This is a genomic window from Sporolactobacillus sp. PKPK-6 (assembly GCF_056678885.1).
This window is the reverse complement of the sequence record NZ_JBWXPA010000001.1, coordinates 738,977-761,037: the sequence shown is the minus strand read 5'-3', so window position 1 is coordinate 761,037 and position 22,061 is coordinate 738,977. Positions and strand designations below refer to the sequence as shown.

The 22,061-nt window shown below is 42.9% G+C and carries 21 protein-coding genes and 1 riboswitch; of the genes, 16 read left to right on the top strand and 5 right to left on the bottom strand.

Annotated elements, in window-relative coordinates; all coding sequences use genetic code 11:
• The first annotated feature begins 204 nt into the window (after positions 1–204).
• From nrdI to AC1MBV_RS03670, 4 genes are all read left to right on the top strand, one after another.
• A complete protein-coding gene (gene nrdI / locus AC1MBV_RS03685) occupies positions 205–588 on the top strand; it encodes a class Ib ribonucleoside-diphosphate reductase assembly flavoprotein NrdI (protein ID WP_255746911.1) in 384 nt (127 codons plus the stop codon).
• Positions 551–2,656: a class 1b ribonucleoside-diphosphate reductase subunit alpha gene (gene nrdE, locus AC1MBV_RS03680; RefSeq protein ID WP_255746913.1), complete on the top strand. Its 2,106-nt coding sequence runs from the start codon at positions 551–553 to the stop codon at positions 2,654–2,656. The genes nrdI and nrdE overlap by 38 nt, the downstream gene beginning before the upstream one ends.
• A gap of 63 nt (positions 2,657–2,719) precedes the next feature.
• Positions 2,720–3,700, top strand: a complete 981-nt coding sequence (gene nrdF, locus AC1MBV_RS03675) for a class 1b ribonucleoside-diphosphate reductase subunit beta (RefSeq protein ID WP_255746915.1) — start codon at positions 2,720–2,722, stop codon at positions 3,698–3,700.
• Between the two features lie 188 nt (positions 3,701–3,888).
• Complete coding sequence (locus tag AC1MBV_RS03670) at positions 3,889–4,518, top strand: YpjP family protein (RefSeq protein ID WP_255746916.1); 630 nt, start codon at positions 3,889–3,891, stop codon at positions 4,516–4,518.
• A gap of 203 nt (positions 4,519–4,721) precedes the next feature.
• Here AC1MBV_RS03670 and AC1MBV_RS03665 read toward each other — a convergent pair whose 3' ends face one another.
• The 5 genes from AC1MBV_RS03665 to AC1MBV_RS03645 form a co-directional block, all read right to left on the bottom strand.
• Positions 4,722–5,354, bottom strand: coding sequence for a GDSL-type esterase/lipase family protein (locus AC1MBV_RS03665; RefSeq protein ID WP_255746918.1), 633 nt, complete (start codon positions 5,352–5,354; stop codon positions 4,722–4,724).
• 292 nt (positions 5,355–5,646) lie between these two features.
• Positions 5,647–6,456, bottom strand: coding sequence for a CAP domain-containing protein (locus tag AC1MBV_RS03660; protein ID WP_255746920.1), 810 nt, complete (start codon positions 6,454–6,456; stop codon positions 5,647–5,649).
• Between the two features lie 1,051 nt (positions 6,457–7,507).
• Complete coding sequence (locus AC1MBV_RS03655) at positions 7,508–9,493, bottom strand: S9 family peptidase (RefSeq protein ID WP_480947525.1); 1,986 nt, start codon at positions 9,491–9,493, stop codon at positions 7,508–7,510.
• Between the two features lie 173 nt (positions 9,494–9,666).
• Complete coding sequence (locus AC1MBV_RS03650) at positions 9,667–10,002, bottom strand: spore coat protein (protein WP_255747088.1); 336 nt, start codon at positions 10,000–10,002, stop codon at positions 9,667–9,669.
• Positions 10,002–10,280 (bottom strand): hypothetical protein, encoded by a 279-nt coding sequence (locus tag AC1MBV_RS03645; protein WP_255746924.1) that lies wholly within the window; start codon positions 10,278–10,280, stop codon positions 10,002–10,004. Before AC1MBV_RS03645 ends, AC1MBV_RS03650 begins: the two co-directional genes overlap by 1 nt.
• 163 nt (positions 10,281–10,443) lie before the next feature.
• Here AC1MBV_RS03645 and AC1MBV_RS03640 point away from each other — a divergent pair, with 163 nt between their 5' ends.
• From AC1MBV_RS03640 to sufB, 12 genes are all read left to right on the top strand, one after another.
• On the top strand, positions 10,444–10,812 hold the full coding sequence (locus tag AC1MBV_RS03640; RefSeq protein ID WP_255746926.1) for a Spx/MgsR family RNA polymerase-binding regulatory protein: 369 nt from the start codon (positions 10,444–10,446) through the stop codon (positions 10,810–10,812).
• Between the two features lie 105 nt (positions 10,813–10,917).
• Positions 10,918–11,298 (top strand): glycine cleavage system protein GcvH, encoded by a 381-nt coding sequence (gcvH, locus tag AC1MBV_RS03635; RefSeq protein WP_255746928.1) that lies wholly within the window; start codon positions 10,918–10,920, stop codon positions 11,296–11,298.
• A 308-nt stretch (positions 11,299–11,606) separates the two neighbouring features.
• Positions 11,607–12,365 carry an RNA polymerase sigma-I factor gene (sigI, locus tag AC1MBV_RS03630; RefSeq protein ID WP_255746930.1) on the top strand — a complete coding sequence of 253 codons (759 nt, stop codon included), beginning with the start codon at positions 11,607–11,609 and terminating at the stop codon, positions 12,363–12,365.
• A 22-nt stretch (positions 12,366–12,387) separates the two neighbouring features.
• A complete protein-coding gene (locus AC1MBV_RS03625) occupies positions 12,388–13,335 on the top strand; it encodes an anti-sigma factor domain-containing protein (protein ID WP_480948253.1) in 948 nt (315 codons plus the stop codon).
• A gap of 141 nt (positions 13,336–13,476) precedes the next feature.
• Positions 13,477–13,590, top strand: a riboswitch (SAM riboswitch).
• A gap of 152 nt (positions 13,591–13,742) precedes the next feature.
• Positions 13,743–14,762 carry a methionine ABC transporter ATP-binding protein gene (locus AC1MBV_RS03620; RefSeq protein WP_255746934.1) on the top strand — a complete coding sequence of 340 codons (1,020 nt, stop codon included), beginning with the start codon at positions 13,743–13,745 and terminating at the stop codon, positions 14,760–14,762.
• Positions 14,755–15,420: a methionine ABC transporter permease gene (locus tag AC1MBV_RS03615; protein WP_480947524.1), complete on the top strand. Its 666-nt coding sequence runs from the start codon at positions 14,755–14,757 to the stop codon at positions 15,418–15,420. The genes AC1MBV_RS03620 and AC1MBV_RS03615 overlap by 8 nt, the downstream gene beginning before the upstream one ends.
• Positions 15,421–15,493: 73 nt before the next feature.
• Positions 15,494–16,333: a MetQ/NlpA family ABC transporter substrate-binding protein gene (locus tag AC1MBV_RS03610; protein WP_255746937.1), complete on the top strand. Its 840-nt coding sequence runs from the start codon at positions 15,494–15,496 to the stop codon at positions 16,331–16,333.
• 265 nt (positions 16,334–16,598) lie between these two features.
• Entirely contained in the window at positions 16,599–17,381 is a 783-nt protein-coding gene (gene sufC / locus AC1MBV_RS03605) for a Fe-S cluster assembly ATPase SufC (RefSeq protein ID WP_255746939.1), read from the top strand.
• A 27-nt stretch (positions 17,382–17,408) separates the two neighbouring features.
• A complete protein-coding gene (gene sufD, locus AC1MBV_RS03600) occupies positions 17,409–18,716 on the top strand; it encodes a Fe-S cluster assembly protein SufD (RefSeq protein ID WP_255746941.1) in 1,308 nt (435 codons plus the stop codon).
• Positions 18,716–19,936 (top strand): aminotransferase class V-fold PLP-dependent enzyme, encoded by a 1,221-nt coding sequence (locus AC1MBV_RS03595; RefSeq protein WP_255746943.1) that lies wholly within the window; start codon positions 18,716–18,718, stop codon positions 19,934–19,936. Before sufD ends, AC1MBV_RS03595 begins: the two co-directional genes overlap by 1 nt.
• Positions 19,926–20,381, top strand: coding sequence for a Fe-S cluster assembly sulfur transfer protein SufU (gene sufU / locus AC1MBV_RS03590; protein WP_255746945.1), 456 nt, complete (start codon positions 19,926–19,928; stop codon positions 20,379–20,381). The genes AC1MBV_RS03595 and sufU overlap by 11 nt, the downstream gene beginning before the upstream one ends.
• A 140-nt stretch (positions 20,382–20,521) precedes the next feature.
• Positions 20,522–21,925 carry a Fe-S cluster assembly protein SufB gene (gene sufB / locus AC1MBV_RS03585; protein ID WP_255746947.1) on the top strand — a complete coding sequence of 468 codons (1,404 nt, stop codon included), beginning with the start codon at positions 20,522–20,524 and terminating at the stop codon, positions 21,923–21,925.
• Positions 21,926–22,061: the final 136 nt, after the last annotated feature.

Here is a 22,061-nt window from a genome sequence, read left to right as displayed (position 1 = left end):
GATTAATGTACTCTCTTTTTCTGTGCTTTTTACGTGTTGAATCACTGAGAGACATGCCGTATGATTAAAGATATCGTTTTAAAGTAATAGATCGTTGCACTTGAAAAATAACTATATATTGTGGTATGTTATTTAACATAAACTATATGTAGTGGTTTTTGTGGCAGAAACCTTCACTGCATTGATAGAAGGAGGAGCGTTCGCTTGCGCATCTTATATGCAACAATGACAGGAAACGTCAAAAGGTTTCTCGCTAAAACAGGACTCGCTCATCAACCGATCAGCAGTGCTGATCCTATTGATGAACCTTATGTTTTGGTGACAAATACTATTGGATTTGGTGACGCTCCGGATCAAGTGAAAGACTATTTAAAAAGAAACGGAAGATATCTCATTGCTGTGGCAGCAAGCGGGAATCGAAACTGGGGTCATAATTTTGCACATGCGGCAGATGTAATTGCAGAGTTGTTCCACGTACCAGTTTTATATAAATTCGAGCTTGGTGGTACTGAGAAAGATGTCAATGAATTTCGAGAGAGGGTGAAGGCACTTGCCGAACGAAGCGATAAAGTCAAAGTCTTACACTGAATTGAACAATGAGGTGCTGACACGCGGAGATGACGGTTTTTACCGTTTAGATAAAGACAAAGAGGCTATTGAGGTCTATATGGAGGAAGTGCACGCGAAGACGATTCATTTTAATGGTATACTTGATCGGCTTCACCATTTGGTTGACGAGCACTATTATTATGACGTATTTGCTGAATACAGTGATGAGCAAATCGAACAGATTCATTCGATGGCTGTCGCCTATAAGTTCCAGTTCAAATCCTACATGGCAGTGAGTAAATTTTATCGTGACTATGCGATGAAAACCAATGACAAATCTCACTATCTTGAAAATTATGATGAACGAGTTGCCATTGTTTCTCTGTTCTTAGCGCGCGGAAATTATGATTTAGCCGTTCGCTTGATGCGTGCGATGATGGAGCAGCGCTATCAGCCGGCAACGCCAACTTTTCTTAATGCAGGAAAAGCACGCCGCGGCGAAATGGTTTCCTGCTTTTTGATCGAAGCGGATGACTCGCTCAATTCTATTAATTACATAGAGAGCACCTCTCAACAGCTGTCGAAAATCGGCGGCGGTGTTGCACTTAATCTCTCAAAGATACGTGCACGCGGTGAAGCGATTAAAGGGGTTGAGGGTGTCGCCAAAGGTGTAGTTCCGGTCGCACGCAAGCTGCAACTCGGATTCTCCTATGCGGATCAGTTGGGACAGCGGCCTGGCGCGGGTGCAGCATATCTGAATATCTTTCATTGGGATGCTCCGGAATTCCTTGATACAAAGAAAGAAAATGCTGATGAAGATATTCGTCTCTCGACATTGTCGATTGGTCTGATTGTTCCGGGTAAATTCTTTGAACTTGCCGAGGCAGGCAAACCTTTTTATATGTTTGCACCTTACACCGTTTTCAAAGAATATGGAAAGCATCTTGATGATATGAATATGGATGAAATGTACGATAAGCTTGTTGCTAATCCTGCTGTTAAAAAGAAGAGCGCGGATACACGCGAATTTCTGAATTTGATTGCTCAAATGCAGATGCAATCCGGATATCCTTATATTTTCTATAAAGACAATGCAAACAAGAATCATCCGCTCCATCGTCTAGGGGACATCAAGATGTCGAACCTCTGCACTGAAATTTTTCAACTGCAGGAGACATCAACAATTAACGATTATAATGTTCCTGACGACATTCGCCGCGATGTTTCATGCATCCTCGGCTCACTTAATATTGTGAATGTAATGGAGACCGGAAAAATCCGTGATTCGGTACACGCAGGTATTGAAGCACTGACTCAGGTCAGTGAGATGACCGAAATTGCGAACGCCCCGGGAGTAAGTCTTGCCAACCGTGAACTGCACTCTGTCGGTCTCGGTGCGATGAACTTAAACGGCTATCTTGCAAAAAATCAGCTTGCCTATGAATCAGCAGAAGCTCGAGATTTTGCACGTACGTTCTTCTCGCTTGTTAATTTCTATTCAATTGAAAAATCAATGCTGATCGCGAAAGAACGCGGCAAAACATTTAAGGGCTTCGAAAAATCGGACTACGCTGATGGTACGTATTTTGCCAAATATGAGCATGAGTTCTTCGGCCCGAAAACAGAGAAAGCAGCGGAGCTCTTTAAGGGTATTCATATTCCTACTCCTGCAGAATGGACAGAACTCAAAGCAAAGGTCGGGCAATACGGCTTATACAATGCCTATCGTTTGGCAGTCGCTCCAACGCAATCGATCAGTTATGTGCAAAATGCAACGAGTTCGGTCATGCCAGTTGTGAATGTTATTGAACGGCGTAAATACGGAAACAGTGAAACAATCTATCCAATGCCGTTCTTGTCGCCGCAGACCATGTGGTATTACAAATCGGCGTATCAAACGAATCAGTTCCGCGTGATCGATATGATTGCTGAAATTCAAGCGCATGTTGACCAAGGAATATCGACTATTCTTTATGTCGACAGCATGACCAGCACGCGTCAACTGGCAAGATTGTATGTCTATGCACACAAAAAGGGATTAAAATCTCTCTACTATACTCGAACACAGCTCTTGTCGCCTGAAGAATGCACGGCTTGCTCAGTCTAAACACAATTAGCGTTCTAAGGCTTTAACGATCAAGAAGTTCAATTGAAGGATGGATTATTTACGATGAAGGCAATTAATTGGAACAGCAGCGACAATCAAATCGCAAAGGTATACTGGAAGCAAAACATTAACCAGTTTTGGACAGAGGAAGCGTTTAAGGTATCGCGTGATCTTTCAGACTGGTCGAAAATGAATGAGGATGAGCGGGCAACTTATGTTGAAGTGCTTTCCGGACTCACCGGTCTTGATCGTGAGCAAGGCGATAACGGAATGCCGCTTGTGGCCATTCACCATGACAATATGCATGAGCAAGCAGTTTTTGCTTGGATGGGGATGATGGAGCATATTCATGCAAAATCCTATTCGCATATTTTTTCAACGTTGATTTCGTCAAAGGAAACGGATTATTACTTAGGCGAGTGGGTGAACAATCAACCTGAACTTCAGGAAAAATACCGTCTGATTGCACACTGGTATAATCAGCTTTACGATAAGCGGGAAAATGTGACACCGTTTAAACGGTATATGGCGATGTGCGCCTCTGTTTTTCTTGAGAGCTTTTCCTTTTACAGCGGCTTCTTTTATCCGGTCTTCTTATCAGGACAGGGCCGCATGATCGCCAGCGGTGAAATTATCCGCAAGATTATCCAAGATGAATCGATTCACGGAAGCTTCACGGGTATGGTCGCACAACGTCTGTATCGTGAGGATCTTACAGATGAAGAGCGCCAAAAAGCTGACAATGAGAGAGAAGAGCTCCTTGACCGATTAATTGAAGTTGAGAAGATATATACAGCAAAGATCTATACGAAGATCGGGTTAACCAATGAAGTGATGGATTATGTATATTATAACGCGAACCGTGCCTTGCAGAATTTAGGCTATGATGACAAGTACGATCATCGTCCGGTGAGTCAAATCGTATTAAATGGAATCGATACAAGCACGATTAATCATGACTTCTTCTCGACAAAAGGCGATTATGTTGTTCCGCTGAACATTGAACCATTGACTAATGAAGATTTCAATTTCGATAATGTATAAAGAAAAGTTCCGATCCATTGTGTTCGGGGCTTTTTTCATATTAGAGAAAAAAATAGAAATTTCTAGTATAATAAGAACTAGGAATTGTTCGCACTGAGTTTATCTTTATGTGACTGACCTACTCGTTGTTCGGCATTCGAATAACTGAAATATAAGGTGTAGCTAAGTTTGGTTTGGAGGTTGGTTCTGTGATCCCTCAATGGATAAAAAAGAGTTTGGTCGCCTGTGTTGCGGTCTTAACCTTTGGTACGGTTATCCCAACTCTTCCTGCTCATTACCTTGATAAGGAAAATGATAAGCAAAATGTCCAAAAAGCAGGAAATGATGTTGCAGCTTCTGGTTTTGAAACCGAACTAGCAACAAAAAAAGAGAGTCATAATTCTTGGAAACTGAAAGATTCCAAAGAAGACTTGCTTGACGGATTTTCAAGCTACGCAGCACGCGAAGCTGAAAAGCAGGGTGCGACTAAATTCGGATCACGGATCACGGAACGAATTAATCGACAATACACGGAACAAATTGTTCCTGCATTTGCTCAAGCACTGCAGGAGATCGGTGATGTGCATAGCCTTGCATGGATTCGCGAACTGGATGTTACTCATGCACCTTCTCAGGGATTTGGCGAGCGGATCATGCATGTGTATAATAAGCAATCAGGCAAAGAGGTCCTGAAACTTCATGTTCGGCGCGATCATCCGCCGCTTGACGGTTATTATTTTAACTTTCATTATCACACGGCGTTGGATGATTTTCAGCAGCACCATGAGATAAAAACGATATATTGGGGCAAGAATATGCCGCCAAAATGGCGTGCATGAATCCAATGGAAAAACCGGGGCATTGCTCCGGTTTTTTGTACTATAAAAAAGTATAAGCGATCCGGGATAACGCCACGTCCTGTGGCGACCCGGATACTAGGTCTTCGCTTTTGTCAAAGTTTTGGCGAAGCCAAGTTTTCTAATGTAAATCAGCCGAAAGCAATGGATTTGTGAATGAGCAGCCGGAAAAAAAGTTATTGAAACTATTCAAAGCCCAGATTCGCGGTGATCTGTGCCATGATGCGATAACCGATTGGATTTGGATGAATGTGGTCGAAGCCGAGTAGCTGCGGTTCATGTCCTGAAAAAGCACGATATATATCGGCAACGCGAACAAACGGATAGCGTTCAAGACCAGTGAGCCGTTTAGTGTATTCCTCCAGCCAGTGATTGGTATTTGGAATGTAAAACAAGGGGTTATACAAATTCAACACACGAACGATAAATGGGCTGGGGTTGCTTGCATGGAGCGTATCAATACGTTGGATCATCTGGTCGAAATGGATCAGACTCTCCTGAGAGGCCTCAATAATGGGTGACGTATCGCCTGTTCGCATCCACATTCTTCCTGCCTTCAGAAAATCGTTGCCTCCTCCGGTCAATGTAATGAATGAAGCATTACTTACCGACTCAGCTACTTCAGGCTGAGAAAGTATATTACGAATCTCCTCAGTTGTTGCTCCATTTCTTGCATAAACACGTCGCTCAATCTGCGTCTGATAATAGGCTTCAAGTGTGCGGTGATAGAGTTTAACAAAGTTCGGTTGAAAGAAAGTTGATCCAATTCCGACAGTTAGTGAATCACCAATAGCAACGTAAAGCGGATGCAAACGCAACTTGATCACCTCCTGTTCACAAGTTGTCTCTTTAATATACAAAAAGAAAGTATAAAAGCGAATTAATAGCAAAAATCTAATATAAGAAAAGCTAAGGTTCGACTGGCATCCGACGACTCGGCATCGGCAAGTTTTCTTTACCAGTGTATTCATGATTTCAGAACATGTTCTGCTGACGGATTAGGTGAAGGAAAAAAGGAGCAAAGCAAAAAGCAGCGTCCACATGTGAAACACAGTGAAACGCTGCTTTCTATTGGGATCGTTGATTATTGAATGTGGTGATAGATGTTGATTAGTTACCGATGAATTCCTGAGTCCAGTAGGAGCCGTAGGAGCCGCCCTGAACATAGCCGACACCGATTGTAGTAAAGCTTGCATTTAAAATATTTGCACGGTGGCCCGGACTGTTCATCCATCCTTGTACAACTTCTTCAGGTGTTTTTTGACCGGCGGCAATGTTTTCACCGGCAGATTTATAAGAGATACCGAATTTTTTCATCATGTCAAATGGTGAACCATAAGTTGGTGACTGGTGATCAAAGTAATTTTTATCACTCATATCTTGAGATTTGGCACGTGCCATTTTTGATAGAGTGCTATTGTCTGCCTTCAGTGGCTGAAGACCGGCTTTTGTCCGTTCCTGATTTGTCAAATCAACAACCTTCTGCTCATACGCGTTCATTTCGCTGTTTGAGGATTGGTTGTCCGAAGGTTTTTCTGAATGATCGGCTGCAGGTTTCTCAGAATTTGCCGGTGCTTCAGATTGCTGCGGTTCAGCAGGCTTCGCTTGCTCTGGTTTTTCTGCTTGAGCGTCTTCGTCCTTCTTTGGAGTTTCAGCCTTTTCAGCTGCATCTGCATCTGGTAAATTCACCAGCTGTTCCTGAATTTGGCTGAAATCCAATGTGATTCCGAGTTTCTTCAGCAGCTCTTCCAAATTCGGATTTTGCTGCTCCTTCAATTTCCATGGGTTGAGCAGGTCTGTTGCGGCAGCTTTGCAGATTTCTTCTTTTGTTTGAGTTGCCGCATGTGCCTGGCCACCTCCCATAACGAGCGGCAGGGCAAGCATCCCTGCGATGGTTAAACCAACTACTTTCTTTTTCATTGTGTAACTCCCTCCTTGGTCAATAGGTTTCGGGTTTAGGAGATTGGTAGTGGGGTAAAAGGTTGAATTACATGATGTTACCAGATTTGTGGAAGATCTACCCATGAGTTTGGTTAACCTATTTTTTGCAGACATTTTATAGAAGAAATAGTTAAGTATATAAGAAAAACCGGGCAAAAAGCGCCCGGTCCTAACATACGAAAGTTCTTACATCTCGCCTCTATTTCTATTAAGCATTCTGATCTTCATTAGTAAAATAAGCGGAAAATTTCCGGTTATATGCATCATGGCACTTGTTTCGCCGGTAAATAAGGGTAATTTTTCCGCTTATGCAAATCAAAACCCTACCATGTTTACGTTTTTCGATTCGATAAGCGGAATTTCTCCGTCTATTTAAGCTTTTTTTTCGTTCATTTTCAAATTAAGCGGAATTTCTCCGTTTATTTCTCAGATTAGGCGCTTACCTGATCGTCCAACCGAATCCTATGACGCTGATCATCATACCAGCAAGACAAAATCTTATACTTTCTTTACTTGTAAGAAAAACCGGGCACAGCCCGATCCTTACTTCCGCAGGACGCGGTGACTTTCGTGTTGCATACAGGACCTACTTTCACAGGACGTATGCGTATTTAGCGAAAGTTCCTTACACTAGCGAAAGCTCCTTCACTCCAAATGGAGCTTTGATCCATCAACCTTGTGATTTGAGCGACACTTCAGCTGCTCGCTTGTCGGGAGTTCAGGACCTCCTCAGACATGCTGATATCTGCGGGTTTCCTTTGGCCTGCGATCAACAGAGCCGCTCCGCAGGCCTCTCGCACTTACGTGTCTGAAATGAACTTAGTGCTGAAATGCCGCTAATCGTAGTGCCATCACGGCATAATTTTATACTTTTGTACGTAATCATCGTACTTTAGCACAATGGTATTTTCATTTAAGCGGTGTCCAGCACCCTTCAAGGGGGACATGAATGTTTCCTATTTGTGTAAAAAAACAACCGCCCGATGTGGATCGGACGGCTGCTTCCGATGAAGTCTTGCTAAAGGGGCAATCACTTAATGGGAGACAAAGCAATCGAATTATAGTGCTGAAACCAATCGATGATTTCTTGAAGACGAGTAAGCCGATTTCTTGGTTTTCCGCTTCGTGAAAGCTCGTGATTTTCTCCTTTTATTCGTACAAAGCGTGTTTCGACACCAAGTCGGCGCAGTGCGATATACCATTGCTCTGCTTGTTCAATCGGGCAGCGATGGTCTTGTTCACTGTGAATAATACAAGTCGGTGTTTTGACTCGATTTGTTTGTCGAATCGGCGAAAGTTGCATCAGCATTTCCTCATTGTTCCACAGATCAGCACCATTAAAATAACGAGTAAGGAAGTAATAGCCGATATCACTCGTTCCATAGAAATTATAGAGGTTGCAGATGGATCGTTGTGTGACTGCTGCACGGAAACGGTTCGTTGTCCCAACAATCGTATTCGTCATAAATCCGCCGTAGCTTCCGCCGGTTACAAATTGACGATCAGGATCGCATTCCGGAAAATTCGCTAATACGTGATCGAGTCCTTTAAGAATATCCATCTTGTCCTTTCTGCCCCAGTCACCATAACATCCGGCACAGAATTCAGCACCGTAGCCGCGGCTCCCCCGCGGATTTGTGTAGACGACGGCGAAGCCCTGCGCTGCCAAACATTGAAATTCATGGTTGAACGAGTCGCCGTAGGCAGCTGCCGGTCCGCCGTGAATTTCCAAAACAACCGGTACTTTTTCTGAAGTTCTGGCGGTTTTGGGGGGCATAAGCACCCAGCCGTCGATTTTCCAGTTGTCGGCACCGTCATATGTAAACGAAATCGGCTCATTCAAATCTAATTGTTTGAAAAGCTCTTGATTATGATTGCTGACTTGTCGAATCGTGTCGCCATTTCCCAGGAAATAGAGATCTCCTGTCGAAAGAGGTGTCGATAGAATTGCGATGATTTTGTCATTGCTCATCGAAAATGAGGTCATTACAGTTTTTTTACGCATGAATACGGTAGAGACTGCACCATTTAAAGTTATTGATTTTAATCCGCTGATTGCACCGTCTTGAACGAGATATGTTAGGGATTGACCATCTGTTGCCCATTGAATCAAATTGTGGCCGGCATCAAAACGAACGTCAGTACCAATAAAACTGCCGAGTGACAGGTGTTCGTTTTTAGTTAGATTTTTTGCTGGTCCACCAGCTACGGGCACAAGCAGAATGCTGATATTTTCCGGAGTACATTCTCCGTCTTCATTTCCTGCGAGAGCAACCGTCTGTCCGTCCGGTGAAACTTTTACATCCTCAATGTAACCTAATGCTTTATAAATACGTTCCGTTGTGTGCGTAGAAAAATCATAAACATATAGATCCGAAAGATAATCATTTTGATCCGGTTGAGGCTTACCCATGCAGAAGTACAGTCGGCACCCGTCTGGTGAAAAGGCAGGAAGTTCTGCGTCGCAATGTGGGTTTGTGATCAGTTCCTTATGCTTGTCTACGATGGAGAGGAGATACAGAGCTGTTGTTCCGTCAACAAAGCCTTTGCCGTTCTGCAAATATCTGAGTCGCGTAACCACCGTGACATCCGGATTGTCAGAGCCTTTCTTATCTTTTAATGTTGTTTGACAGACAAGTTTGTGCCCGTCAGGGGAAAGTGCAAAATCATTTGTGCCATCTTCGAAATCGGTGATTTGTTCCGATTCTCCGCCCAAAAAAGGAATTCGCCACACTTGATCAGTTCCTGTTCGGTTCGAAAGATAATAGACATACATTCCATCCGAGGAGAAACAGGGACTATGATGTTTCTCTAAACCCGTTCCGTTATAGGCATGGGTCAGTGGTCTAGGGGCATGTTCTCCATCTGTACAATACAATGATGAAGAATATCCGTTTCGTTTTACATCTGTTTTCGTTACGACATAGACCGCCTGAGTTCCATCCGCTGAAAGTGCAGGAGAACCGGCAAAAGTAAATGCCGCTAAATCGTCAATCGTTATCAGTCGCTTGCTCAAATTGATTCCCCTCCTTTCATTCAATTATAGGTGATTAGCGATAAAACGACATCCTTTTTTAACAAGCTGTCAGAAGATTTCATCATAACTTTTATTTTGGTCAGCTTTTCCATGCTTGAAAAAAAGCCACCCTGAATAAGATCAGGATGGTTTGATCATGCTTTGATTAATGCTTATTTAGGAAACTGTTGTTGTGCATACTGCATAAACTGCTGCTGTGTCTGCTGGATTTTCTGTGGATCTTGCGACTCCATTTTGTACCAGCCTTTGTTGAACATCAAATTGAAGAGGTCACGTTGATGATCGCATGTCTGATCAAAAACCCCTTTGACATCCTGATACAACGATTGGTGACTGGCTTCCTGAAGCGCATGAACGTAAGAGGTACACAGATATTTTTCCGTAAGAAGTACATCATTCAGATAATCGCGATCATTCATCTGCGGTGTCTTAGGAACTTGCGTCTCTGTGTTTTGAATTGGCATGGATTGTACCGGTTGTTTTTCCATCATCGTGCCATTCCCCCTGCCATCGCAGTTGCTTGAACATGTTTACCCAAATGATTGAGGATGTTTTGATAATGACGCATGTGCAACTGACATGTTCGATTCATCGCCTGAATCACATCCTGATCCTGACACAATGAAGCGTAAGCATTTGCTTTTTTAATGATCTCGAGGTTCCAAGACAGGATGTCTTCAATGTAAAGAAAATCCTTTGTCGATAAAATCGCAGGTGGTTGTGCGAAATTCATTGGAGTCTGCCCGCTCTGTTGCTGAATGTTCATGTGTTTTTCACACTCCTATATAGTTGTGGTGGCGGTGCTCTCTGTTAGTATGTCCGGTCGGCATCAAAAAATTTGGTTGAAGCAACTGTTTTTTTGTGTTGTTTTTTGCATGGTTCATGACGGCAGGTATAATAAAAGAAGATCATTTAGGGGAAGAGAAAGGATGAGTAAAGTGCTGACCATGTATAGCTATCCGCCATGCGGAACGTGCCGAAAAGCGAAGAAATGGCTGGATGAACATTCAATTCCATATGAAGAAATCAATATTGCCGATCATCCGCCCGACTACGATGTACTGAGGCAATTGGTTGACAAAAGCGGGCTTCCGATCGGAAAATTTTTCAACACGAGCGGAAAGCACTATCGTGAAGGCGATTTTAAAAATCGTAAGAAGAATGAACCAGAAGAAAAATGGCTTGAATGGCTTGCTGAAGACGGTATGCTGATCAAACGACCGCTTGTCTATGACAAAAATAAAGCAACGGTTGGGTTCAGCGAAACACTGTTTGAAAACGAATGGATGAAACGTTGAAAATGTGAATGAAATTCATTTGTTTTATCTGCCAAATTTTACGCTATAATAGAAGTATCGTTAAGATGTAAGGAATATCCAGTACCTGAAAACGGAGGCAAAATAATGAGTGTACCTACAGATTTGCTGTATTCAAAGGATCATGAATGGGTTAAGAAAGAAGCGGATGGTAAAGTCCGTATCGGTATCACAGAGTTTGCTCAAAAAGAACTCGGAGATATTGTTTTTGTTGAACTTCCGGATATTGGTGCGGAACTTGGCTCAGGCGATTCATTCGGCAGTGTGGAATCGGTAAAAACGGTTTCTGAACTCTATGCGCCAGTAAGCGGCGTTGTTGCAGCAATTAATGAGGAACTTGAAGATTCACCGGAATTTGTTAATGAATCGCCTTATGAAAAAGCTTGGATGGTTGAACTCGAATCTGTTGATGCGTCAAGCTTTGATAATCTTCTGGATGCTGCAGCATATGAGAAATTGATCGGTTAACGAAAGGCATATGCAGGCAATAAGGCACTTATAAAGTCACTCACAAAATAGTTTAATAATCCTTGTCATCTTTTTGTTACCAGATTGTCGCTTTCTTTTCAATAGGGAAGCATGGTATAAATGAGGCAAGGGTTTTTTGCTTTTTCGACAAAATCCTCGAACAATGGGACATTAACAAAAGTTTTTGACAATAGTCCTACATTTCCATGGGACATGTTATTGTAAAAAAAAGATGGTCAACAGATTTGATTTTTACCATTTGGAATTGATCAAAGACTTAAAGACCAAAGCGAGAGGTGAGTGTTTTGATGAGCGCAAACCAGTTAACATTAGGCGGAGCGTTTAATATTTCGCTTGAAACGAATATTTTTCAGGTACAGCAAGGCGATGAATCCTTGCGAAACTCAATTATCGAATCATACCAGCCTTTTATTAAAAAGGTTGTTTCTAAAGTATGCAATCGTTTTATAGATCAGACAATGGATGAATTCAGTATCGGTTTAGTTGCGTTTAACGAAGCAATTAACCAGTACCAAAAAGGGCAGGGAAGTAAGTTTTTGACTTTTGCAGACATGGTCATTCGACGCAGAATTATTGATTTCATTCGCAAAGAATCCCGCCAAGTACGCCATATTTATTTGGATCAGACAAAACAGACCGATGAAAACACGATGGAAGAAAGTTTCATCGAACAGCAAGCTGCTATTGATCACTTTGAAGAGCAGCGGCGGATTAACGAGCGTATGGAGCAAATCGAAAGCTATCAAACACTGCTGCTCGAATACGGTATTACATTTGATGTGTTGAGCAAGCATTGCCCGAAGCATGCGGATGCGCGTGAAAATGCAAAAGTATCGGCAAAAAGGCTGGTTGAGCACAAGGAATTAGTAACTTATTTAAAGAAAAAGAAGCAGCTGCCGATAAAAGATTTGTTACAATTTGTATCGTGTAGCCGCAAAACGATTGAAAGGAATCGAAAATATATAATAGCATTGTCGCTGATCTATATTGGCGGGTTCAGTGCATTAAAGTCATATATTGAACCGGAATTAGAAACGGTTCAGTGACCGAGAAAGGTGGGGAGGAAAACTGATTAATCAGGGTGTACTCGTGTCCAAAAAGGGGAGGCGTGCTGTCATTCTGACTGATGAAGGCGACTTCAAATCGGTCAGGCTCAGACGCATGGCTGATCTTTCTATTGGACAAACGGTACGTTCCAAACACCTTGCCCGATTTAACTTTCTTCCCAAATCGATACTGACGCCGATCATCGCACTTGGATTTTCGCTGCTTTGTTTTATTCCGTTGTCGCATAGTACTTATGCGCCTCCTGGGCCGGTAGCTGCATATGTGTATTTTGATTTAAAGGCAAGTATCGAAGCGAGTGTAGATCGTAATATGCAGGTTATCTCTGTACAGCCTTTAAACAGTGAAGCAAGACAACTGCTTCAGAGTATCCCTGTCGTCCAAAAGATGCCTCTTCAGCAGTTCAGTTCAGCACTCTTCTCAAAACTGAGGAACGAAGGCGTTTCAGATAAGCGATCGCTTTGTTTAGTTACAACAGTTTTGACGAATCAAATCGGCCGCTCGCAAAAATCAGTATTTACAGAGGGCTTGACCGCATCTTTTAATCGCGGAGCAAGTCAATCCCTTCAAGCGAACGGAATTGGAATTGAGTGGCTTCAAGCATCTCTTGAACGAAAAAAGGATGCCGAAGCACGAGGCCTGTCTGTTGGAAAGTATCTGCTTTATTTGCAAGCGAATGCGTACGGCAAGACGCTCTCGCTTGAAGATGCCCAACAATTATCCACTGAGAAGATGCGCGAAGTATCAGGAGCTGTTTCACTGCCATGGCATTCGTTGATTAGAGAACGGAATAATACTCAAGGAAGCAGACCATCTACGGAGCAAGCGTCCTTTAGGGCCAATCAACTTAAACCGCTCTTTCAAAATCCTTTTCAGGTCGGTGAGGCGGCTAAAAGCAGGGAGAACAGCAGCTATAATTATTTGAACACTCGAATAGCGGGTTATGCCTGATTTTTGTCTATGAAGATCCAAGCAGAGAAACATCTGCTTGGATTTTTTAATATGCATAATCGGGTATCTGTTAAGAGAAAAAATGGTTTGACAGCTTGAGTTATGCGTGGTAAATTATTAACACTCAATTGAATAGAAAAACTCTTATCCAGAGAGGCGGAGGGACTGGCCCGATGATGCCCGGCAACCTAATTGCAGATCGTTGCAATAAAGGTGCTAATTCCTTCAGAAACAAATGTTTCTGACAGATGAGAGAGGCGAATCCCACCTCTCTCAAGGCGGGTTTTTTTATTGGTTGAAACAAAAATCGGAGAGAGGGATGCCACCAAGTAGAATACAGATTAAATGCCAAGTAAAAACGTAGGATAAGTTTTTACGACTGTAATAATTGAAAGCGGTGAACGAAGTTGATTCAATTAAGCAATGTTGAAAAAACGTTTCGGACTGATCAGGGTCCGGTGCGTGCACTATCGGATGTTAGCCTTGCTATTCAGGAAGGGGAAGTGTTCGGCATTATTGGCTATAGCGGTGCCGGCAAGAGCACACTCATTCGGATGATTAATCTGCTTGAGAAACCGACGTCAGGAACGATCACGATTGATGGTCGAAGTCTTACAGACTTGGATGAGCGCCAGCTGCGTGAAGAACGTCGGTCAATTGGAATGATCTTTCAGCATTTCAACTTGCTGTGGTCGCGGACTGTTGCTGAGAATATTGCTTTCCCATTAGAATTAACGAAGCTGAAAAAGAAACAAAGAGAAGATCGGATTGCCGAATTGATTCGGATGGTTGGACTTGAAGGCAAAGAGTCTGCGTATCCATCACAACTGAGCGGCGGTCAAAAACAGCGTGTAGGCATTGCACGAGCACTGGCTAACAATCCGAAGGTCCTTCTTTGTGATGAAGCGACATCGGCACTTGATCCAAAAACAACCGATTCAATTCTTACCCTTCTGTCGGAAATTAATAAGACGCTTGGACTGACGATCATACTGATTACTCATGAAATGACTGTAATTCGAAAAATATGCGATCGTGTGGCTGTGCTTGACGGCGGTAAAATTGTTGAGCAAGGAACAGTTGAGTCTGTGTTTTCGAATCCGCAACAAACCATTACTCAAGAATTCGTAGGCAACCATACTGGGAAAAGTACACCGATTCAAATCAAAGTTTCCGATGTGATACATACTGAGGGAACTGTAATCAGTCTTTCGGCTGCTGACCAAGCCACGTTTCAACACAGCTTATCGCGGCTGCTCGGGAACACGAACCTATCGGTAAAGGTGCTTGGATTAGCATACGGAGCGAACACTCAATCGGAGCATACAATCGTTTCCATTCAAGGGGCTTCAGAATCCATTAGAAAAGCGATCAACGTTCTGCGTTCAGAAGGCGTGAGAGTTGAGGTGACAAAGGAAAATGTTTGAGTGGTTACAAAATGTTGATTGGCCAAGTATGTGGCTGTCTACCGGTCAAACGCTCTATATGACAGCTATCTCCGGTGTGTTTACATTTTTTTTAGGAGTCGCTTTAGGGCTTTTACTTTACTTAACGGCAAAAGGCGGACTCTATGAGAATCAGATTATCTACAGGTTTATTGCTTCATTCGTCAATGTGTTTCGATCAATCCCTTTCATTATTTTGATCATTCTTTTGATCCCGCTTACGGTGATTATCATTGGGACCATGATTGGAGCGAGTGCGGCACTGCCTTCGATCATTATCGGAGCGGCACCGTTTTATGCCCGGCTGGTTGAGATCGGTTTAAGAGAAGTAGATAAGGGAGTCATTGAAGCGGCTCAGGCAATGGGTGCAACCAAGTGGCAAATTGTTTGGAAAGTACTTCTTCCTGAAGCACTGCCGTCACTATCTTCCGGAATGACCGTTACGCTGATTGCACTGATTGGCAACACGGCAATGGCCGGGGTCGTTGGTGCCGGAGGACTTGGTACTATTGCTTATAATGAAGGTTTTCAAGCAAATAATAATACAATTACGTTTATCGCGACCGTGATTATTCTAGTGATTGTCTTTATTATTCAGTATGTCGGCGATCATATTACTCGCCGTGTTGACAAGAGATAGACAGCATAAAAGCTGACTTATTAAACAAATGATGGTAACTAAAATTAATCAAACAGAACTTGGGGGAGTTAATATGAAAAAATCAATCGTATTTGCTGTAGTTCTTGCTTTTGCTCTCATTCTTACCGCATGCGGACAATCAACAGGAAAGTCGGAGAAAAATCAAACATTGACTGTTGGCGCGTCGGCAGTGCCTCATGCTGAAATTCTCAAGCAAGCCGCACCATTGTTAAAAAAGAAAGGTATTACCCTGAAGGTAAAAGTATTCCAGGACTATGTGCTGCCAAACAAAGCACTCGCATCAAAACAATTGGATGCTAATTATTTCCAACATGTTCCATTCCTTGATCTTTATAATAAGCAAAACAATACGGATTTGGTTAATGCAGGAAAAATCCACATCGAACCATTTGGTATCTATTCCAAGAAATTCAAGAGTGTTGATGAAGTGAAAGACGGAGCAACGGTCCAGATCAGCAACAACAAGTCGGAACAAGGACGCATTTTACTGCTTCTTCAATCAAAAGGACTTTTGAAGATTAAATCCGGTATTGATCCAATTGCTGCTACACTTGCTCAGAAAAACGGGAACTATACGGATTTCGACAATATCAAACATCTGAAATTCTTGCAGCCGATCGATCCGGCCATTCTGCCGAAAGCTTATGAGAACAGCGCGGCAGACTTGTATGCAATTAATACAAACTATGCACTTCAAGCGAAATTGCAGCCAAAGAAAGATGCTTTGATCCTTGAAGGAGCTTCCTCTCCATATGCGAATATTATTGCCGTGCGAAAAGGCGATCAAAATAAAAAAGCGATTAAAGAACTAGTCAATGTGCTGCATTCTAAAACGATCCAAGATTTTATCAATAAGAAATATAAAGGCGCGGTTCTACCTGTTTCCGAATAAATAGATAAAGAACAATAAAAAATCGTCCAGCAGCAATTGTTGGACGATTTTTCATTTAGTTCAGGAAAAATTATATTATATATTTTATTCATTCTTCTATTATGATAATTGAAAATAGCGGTATAATACGGATACATACTTACTCGTAAATTGTGGACTATCCTTTGGGTTGCTATCTATTTACATCTGATATAATATGATAATGAGAATAGATTGAGAACGGATTTCAATCTGCAATTAGACTTTTTAAATTGGAGGTTTTGATATGACTGTACCGGAATTGAAAATAAACGATCTTCACGTTTCTGTTGAAGGCAAGTCCATTGTTAAAGGATTTAATCTGAATATGAAGGGCGGAGAAATACATGCCCTGATGGGACCGAACGGGACCGGAAAATCAACCGTTGCTTCTGCATTGATGGGACATCCGAAATATGAAGTCACCTCAGGACAGGCACATCTTGACGATCAGAACTTGTTTGATATGGCCGTTGATGAACGCGCAAGGGCAGGAATGTTTCTCGCCATGCAGTATCCGAGCGAAGTAAGCGGGGTCAGCAATGCTGATTTCTTGAGAACCGCGATCAATGGGAGACGCGGAGAGGGCAATGAAATTCCGCTGATGAAGTTCATCAAGACGATGGACAAGAAAATGCAGATGCTGGAAATGGATCAGTCTTTCGCAGAACGCTATGTCAATGAAGGATTTTCCGGCGGTGAGAAAAAACGGAATGAGATTCTGCAGCTGATGATGCTCGAACCGAAATTTGCAATACTCGATGAAATTGACTCCGGCTTGGATATCGACGCTCTGAAATGGGTGGCTAAAGGTGTTAACTCAATGCGTTCGGAAAACTTCGGGTGCTTGATTATTACACACTATCAACGGCTTCTAAATTATATTAAACCTGATTTTGTTCATATTATGATGAATGGACGTATTGTGAAAACCGGCGGACCTGAACTTGCCTTGCAACTTGAAAAAGAGGGTTATGACGGCATGAAGGCTGAACTTGGGATCACTGATGATGAAACGGTTGAGGCATAAAGTTTTCATATGTGAGGAGGGGTGACGATGTCCATGCAATTGAAAAATCTTCCATTCGACGCGGAAGAACTAACAAAATTTGCTGAAGAACGAAAAGAACCGAAATGGTTTTCAGATACACGGTTAAAAGGTTTGAGCCTAGCCGAAGAACTTCCGCTTCCAAAGCCGGAAAAAACACGAATTGCAGATTGGAATTTTACCAACTTTAATTATCAGATCGGGAGCAGTGCTGTAAATCAATTAAGCGAGCTGCCTGATAGTATTCAAAATCTGATGAAAAACGGCGAAGAAGCAGGCAATGTTCTGATTCATGTAAACAGTTCTGCTGTTTACAGCAGACTTTCAAAAGAACTGACTGATCAGGGCGTTATTTATACCGATTTGGCAACAGCAATTCGGGAACATGGCGACTTGCTTGCGAACTACTATTTTAAGACAACACCGATAGATAAACATCAACTGACAGCTTTGAATGCAGCTCTGGTTAATGGTGGTACCTTTCTTTATATTCCAAAGAATGTTGTGATCGAGCAGCCGATCCAAGCTGTTTATTATCAGGATGCCCCATCTTCCGGCCTCGTGGCACATACGGTAGTCGTTGCAGAACAGAACAGCTCGGTTACTTTTGTAGAAAGCTATCTTTCCGACAACTCAGTTGGCGAAGGTGCGGCGAACTTGGTTAATGAAGTTATTGTAGGTGAAAATGCACAGGTGAAATATGGCGCGGTCGATGAATTTACAGATCAGATTGTCACATATGTCAGCCGCCAAGCAGAAGTAGCAAAGGACGGACGTATCCAATGGGCACTTGGCCAGATGAACGACGGAAACACATTGTCGGAGAACGCAACGAATCTCGAAGGAGACGGAGCAGCTGCAGACATTAAAGCAGTAAGTATCGGAAGTGGGTCTCAAAAACAGAATTTCGATAATTATGTGCGTCATGTGGGTAAGGCAACGCAAAGCCAGCTGCTTGTCCGTGCCGCGCAAAAAGATGCATCAAATTCCATTTTTAATGCAAGAACGAAAATCGAACATGGTGCATCGGGTGCCGATGGTGAACAGACGCAGCGTGTCCTGATGCTCAGCGATGAAGCTCGCGGTGACGCGAATCCGATCCTGCTCATTGATGAATATGACGTTATCGCCGGACATGCGGCATCTGTTGGCAGAGTAGATCCGGATCAGCTTTACTATTTGATGAGCCGCGGCATTAAACAGGAGTTAGCGGAAAAACTAATCGTTGAAGGTTTTCTTGCACCGATTGTTGATTTGCTTCCTATTGAAGGTGTGCGCAAACAATTGACAACTTTAATTGAAAGGAAAGTCGGCTAATGGATATTCAATCAATTCGTCAAGATTTTCCTATCCTGAAGCAGCAAGTCAATGGACACAATTTGGTCTATTTGGATAATTCGGCGACCTCTCAGAAACCTGTCTCCGTCATTCAGACAATGGTTAATTATTACGAGACCTATAATTCCAATGTACACCGCGGCGTGCATACGTTGGGTACAATTGCAACGGACCGCTATGAGGAAGCACGGGAAAAAATCCGCCGCTTTATCAATGCGAGCAGCGAAAAAGAAATCATTTATACTACGGGTACAACTCAGAGCCTGAATTTGATTGCCTACGGATATGGTCTTGCGCGGTTGAGCGAGGGAGACGAGATTGTGATCACGCCAATGGAGCATCACGCAAATCTGATTCCTTGGCAGCAGGTTGCTAAGAAAACGGGAGCTGTACTCCGTTATTTTCCAATGGAAGCTGACGGCACTTTAGATCTTGCTAAAGTCCGCAAAACGATTACGAATCAAACAAAGATCGTATCGGTAACGGAGGTTTCCAACGTACTGGGAACTGTTAATCCTGTAAAAGAGATTGCGAAAATCGCTCATGAACATGGCGCAATTATGGTTGTAGACGGCGCGCAAAGCACGCCGCATATGACTGTGGATGTTCAAGATCTCGATGCGGATTTTTTCGCTTTTTCAGGACATAAAATGCTCGGACCAACAGGCATCGGCATTCTGTATGGCAAACAAGAATTTCTTGAAGCCATGGAACCGGTTGAGACCGGGGGAGAAATGATTGATGAAGTTGGTTTTCAGAGTGCGACCTGGGCAGAGCTTCCTTGGAAGCTTGAAGCCGGAACGCCGCATATTGCCGGAGCAATCGGACTTGGGGCGGCAATCGATTACTTACAGAGTATCGGTATGGATGCGATTCAGCATTATGAAGAACAGATAACAGCGAAGGCTTACGATATGCTTTCAGAAATTGAAGGGGTCACATTATATGGGCCAAGCGAACGCTCCGGACTCATCTCATTCAATATTGAGGGCGTACATCCTCATGACGTATCGACTGCGCTTGACTCGGAGGGCATCGCTGTTCGTGCCGGTCATCACTGTGCCCAGCCGTTGATGAGCTGCTTAAAATGCGAATCAACGGTTCGTGCAAGCTTTTATTTCTACAATTCTGAGGACGAAATTGAAGCACTAGCCAAAGGAATTAAAGAAACGAAGGAGTTCTTTGGACATGTTGTTTAATAATCTTGACCAGCTTTACCGTTCTGTTATTATGGATCACTATAAAAAACCACGAAACAAAGGTGAACTTGAGGGAAATCACTGTGTGACGGTAAACATGAATAATCCGTCATGCGGCGATAAAATTCAAGTGTCACTTGAAATAGAAGACAACAAGGTTGTCAATGTAAAATATTTAGGCTCCGGATGTGCCATTAGTCAATCCTCCGCCTCTATGATGACTGAGGCGATCAAGGGATTGGAGATTGATAAAATTCATCAGCTTACCTTTGATTTCTCTGAAATGGTTCAAGGGCGCGAGCATAATGATGATTTGGATCTCGGAGATGCTGAAGCACTTCACGGTGTTTCTCAATACCCGGCTAGAATTAAATGTGCGACCTTAGCATGGAAAGCTGTTGAGAAAGCATTACGTGAGGCGGATAAGGAAAAAAGTCGTCAATAATCAACAATTCTGTGAATTGTGGTAAACTGAATCTAAGCAATTGCTCATGCCAACTGTTGACTAAGATCAGTAAGTATCTGTGATTATAAATGGCGATACAGATGTATCGTTGAGTAAGATGAAAAAGGAGGAATATCGCGATGGCTACAGAACAGCAGCTGCCCGAAATTGAAGAATATAAGTATGGGTTCCGGGAAAAAGACGTGTCTGTGTTTCGAACAAAGCGTGGTTTGACTGAGGACATCGTACGCGAAATTTCCAAGAAAAAAAACGAACCGGAATGGATGCTTAATTATCGTTTGAAAGGACTGCATCATTTTTATAAAAGACCCATGCCGCAATGGGGCGCAGATTTAAGCGGACTGAACTTCGATGACTTGACCTATTATGTGAAGCCGGTACAAAACCAAGGCCGTTCCTGGGATGAAGTACCGAGTGAAATCAAGGATACCTTTGATAAACTGGGTATCCCGGAAGCTGAGCGCAAATACCTTGCAGGTGTTTCTGCGCAATATGAGTCCGAGGTTGTCTATCACAGTATGAAGGAAGATCTTGAAAAAGATGGTGTCATTTTCCTTGACACAGATTCCGCGCTTCAAAAGCATGAAGATTTGTTTAAACAGTACTTTGGCAAAGTGATTTCTTTTGCTGATAATAAATTTTCCGCGTTGAACGCAGCATGCTGGTCCGGCGGATCCTTCGTTTATATTCCGAAGGGTGTGGTTTGCAAGACACCGCTTCAAGCCTATTTCCGCATTAACTCAGAGAGCATGGGTCAGTTTGAACGCACGCTGATCATTGTCGATCAAGGTGCTTCTGTACATTATGTTGAAGGCTGTACTGCGCCTGTATATTCCAGCAGCTCACTGCACAGCGGTATTGTTGAAATCTATGTGTGCAAAGATGCTTACTGTCGTTATACAACGATTCAAAACTGGGCAAACAACGTGTACAATCTTGTTACCCAGCGCGCGATCTGTGAGGAACATGCGACGATGGAATGGGTAGACGGAAACATCGGTTCCGCCGTTACGATGAAGTACCCATCCGTCGTACTAAAAGGTGAAGGATCACGGGGAAGTACGCTGACAATCGCGATCGGCGGCAAGGGACAGAACCAAGATTCCGGATCAAAGATGATGCATCTGGCTCCGAACACATCATCAACGATCATCTCGAAATCCATCGCTAAGAATGGCGGTAATGTAACCTATCGAGGTAAGGTTCATTTTGCACCGAATGCGAAGAATTCCCGCGCCCATATTGAATGCGACACTTTGATCATGGATGATAAATCGACATCGGATACGATTCCTTATAATGAAGTATTGAATAAGGATATTTCGATGGAACATGAAGCGAAGGTTTCCAAGGTCTCCGAAGAACAGCTCTTCTATTTGATGAGCCGAGGGTTAACCGAACAAGAAGCGACGGAAATGATCGTTATGGGCTTCATTGAGCCGTTTACGAAAGAACTCCCGATGGAGTATGCAGTCGAAATGAACCGGCTGATTAAATATAACATGGAAGGCTCGATCGGCTAACAAGCATAGATGATCAAGTCAAGTATTGATACCTTTCAATCCGCCTTCGGACGGTTTGAAAGGTTTTGTGTTTTTTGGGTAAAGAAATTTAAAAAAGGCGACTCCTCCTTGACAGAATAAAAGCTGCAGAGGATAA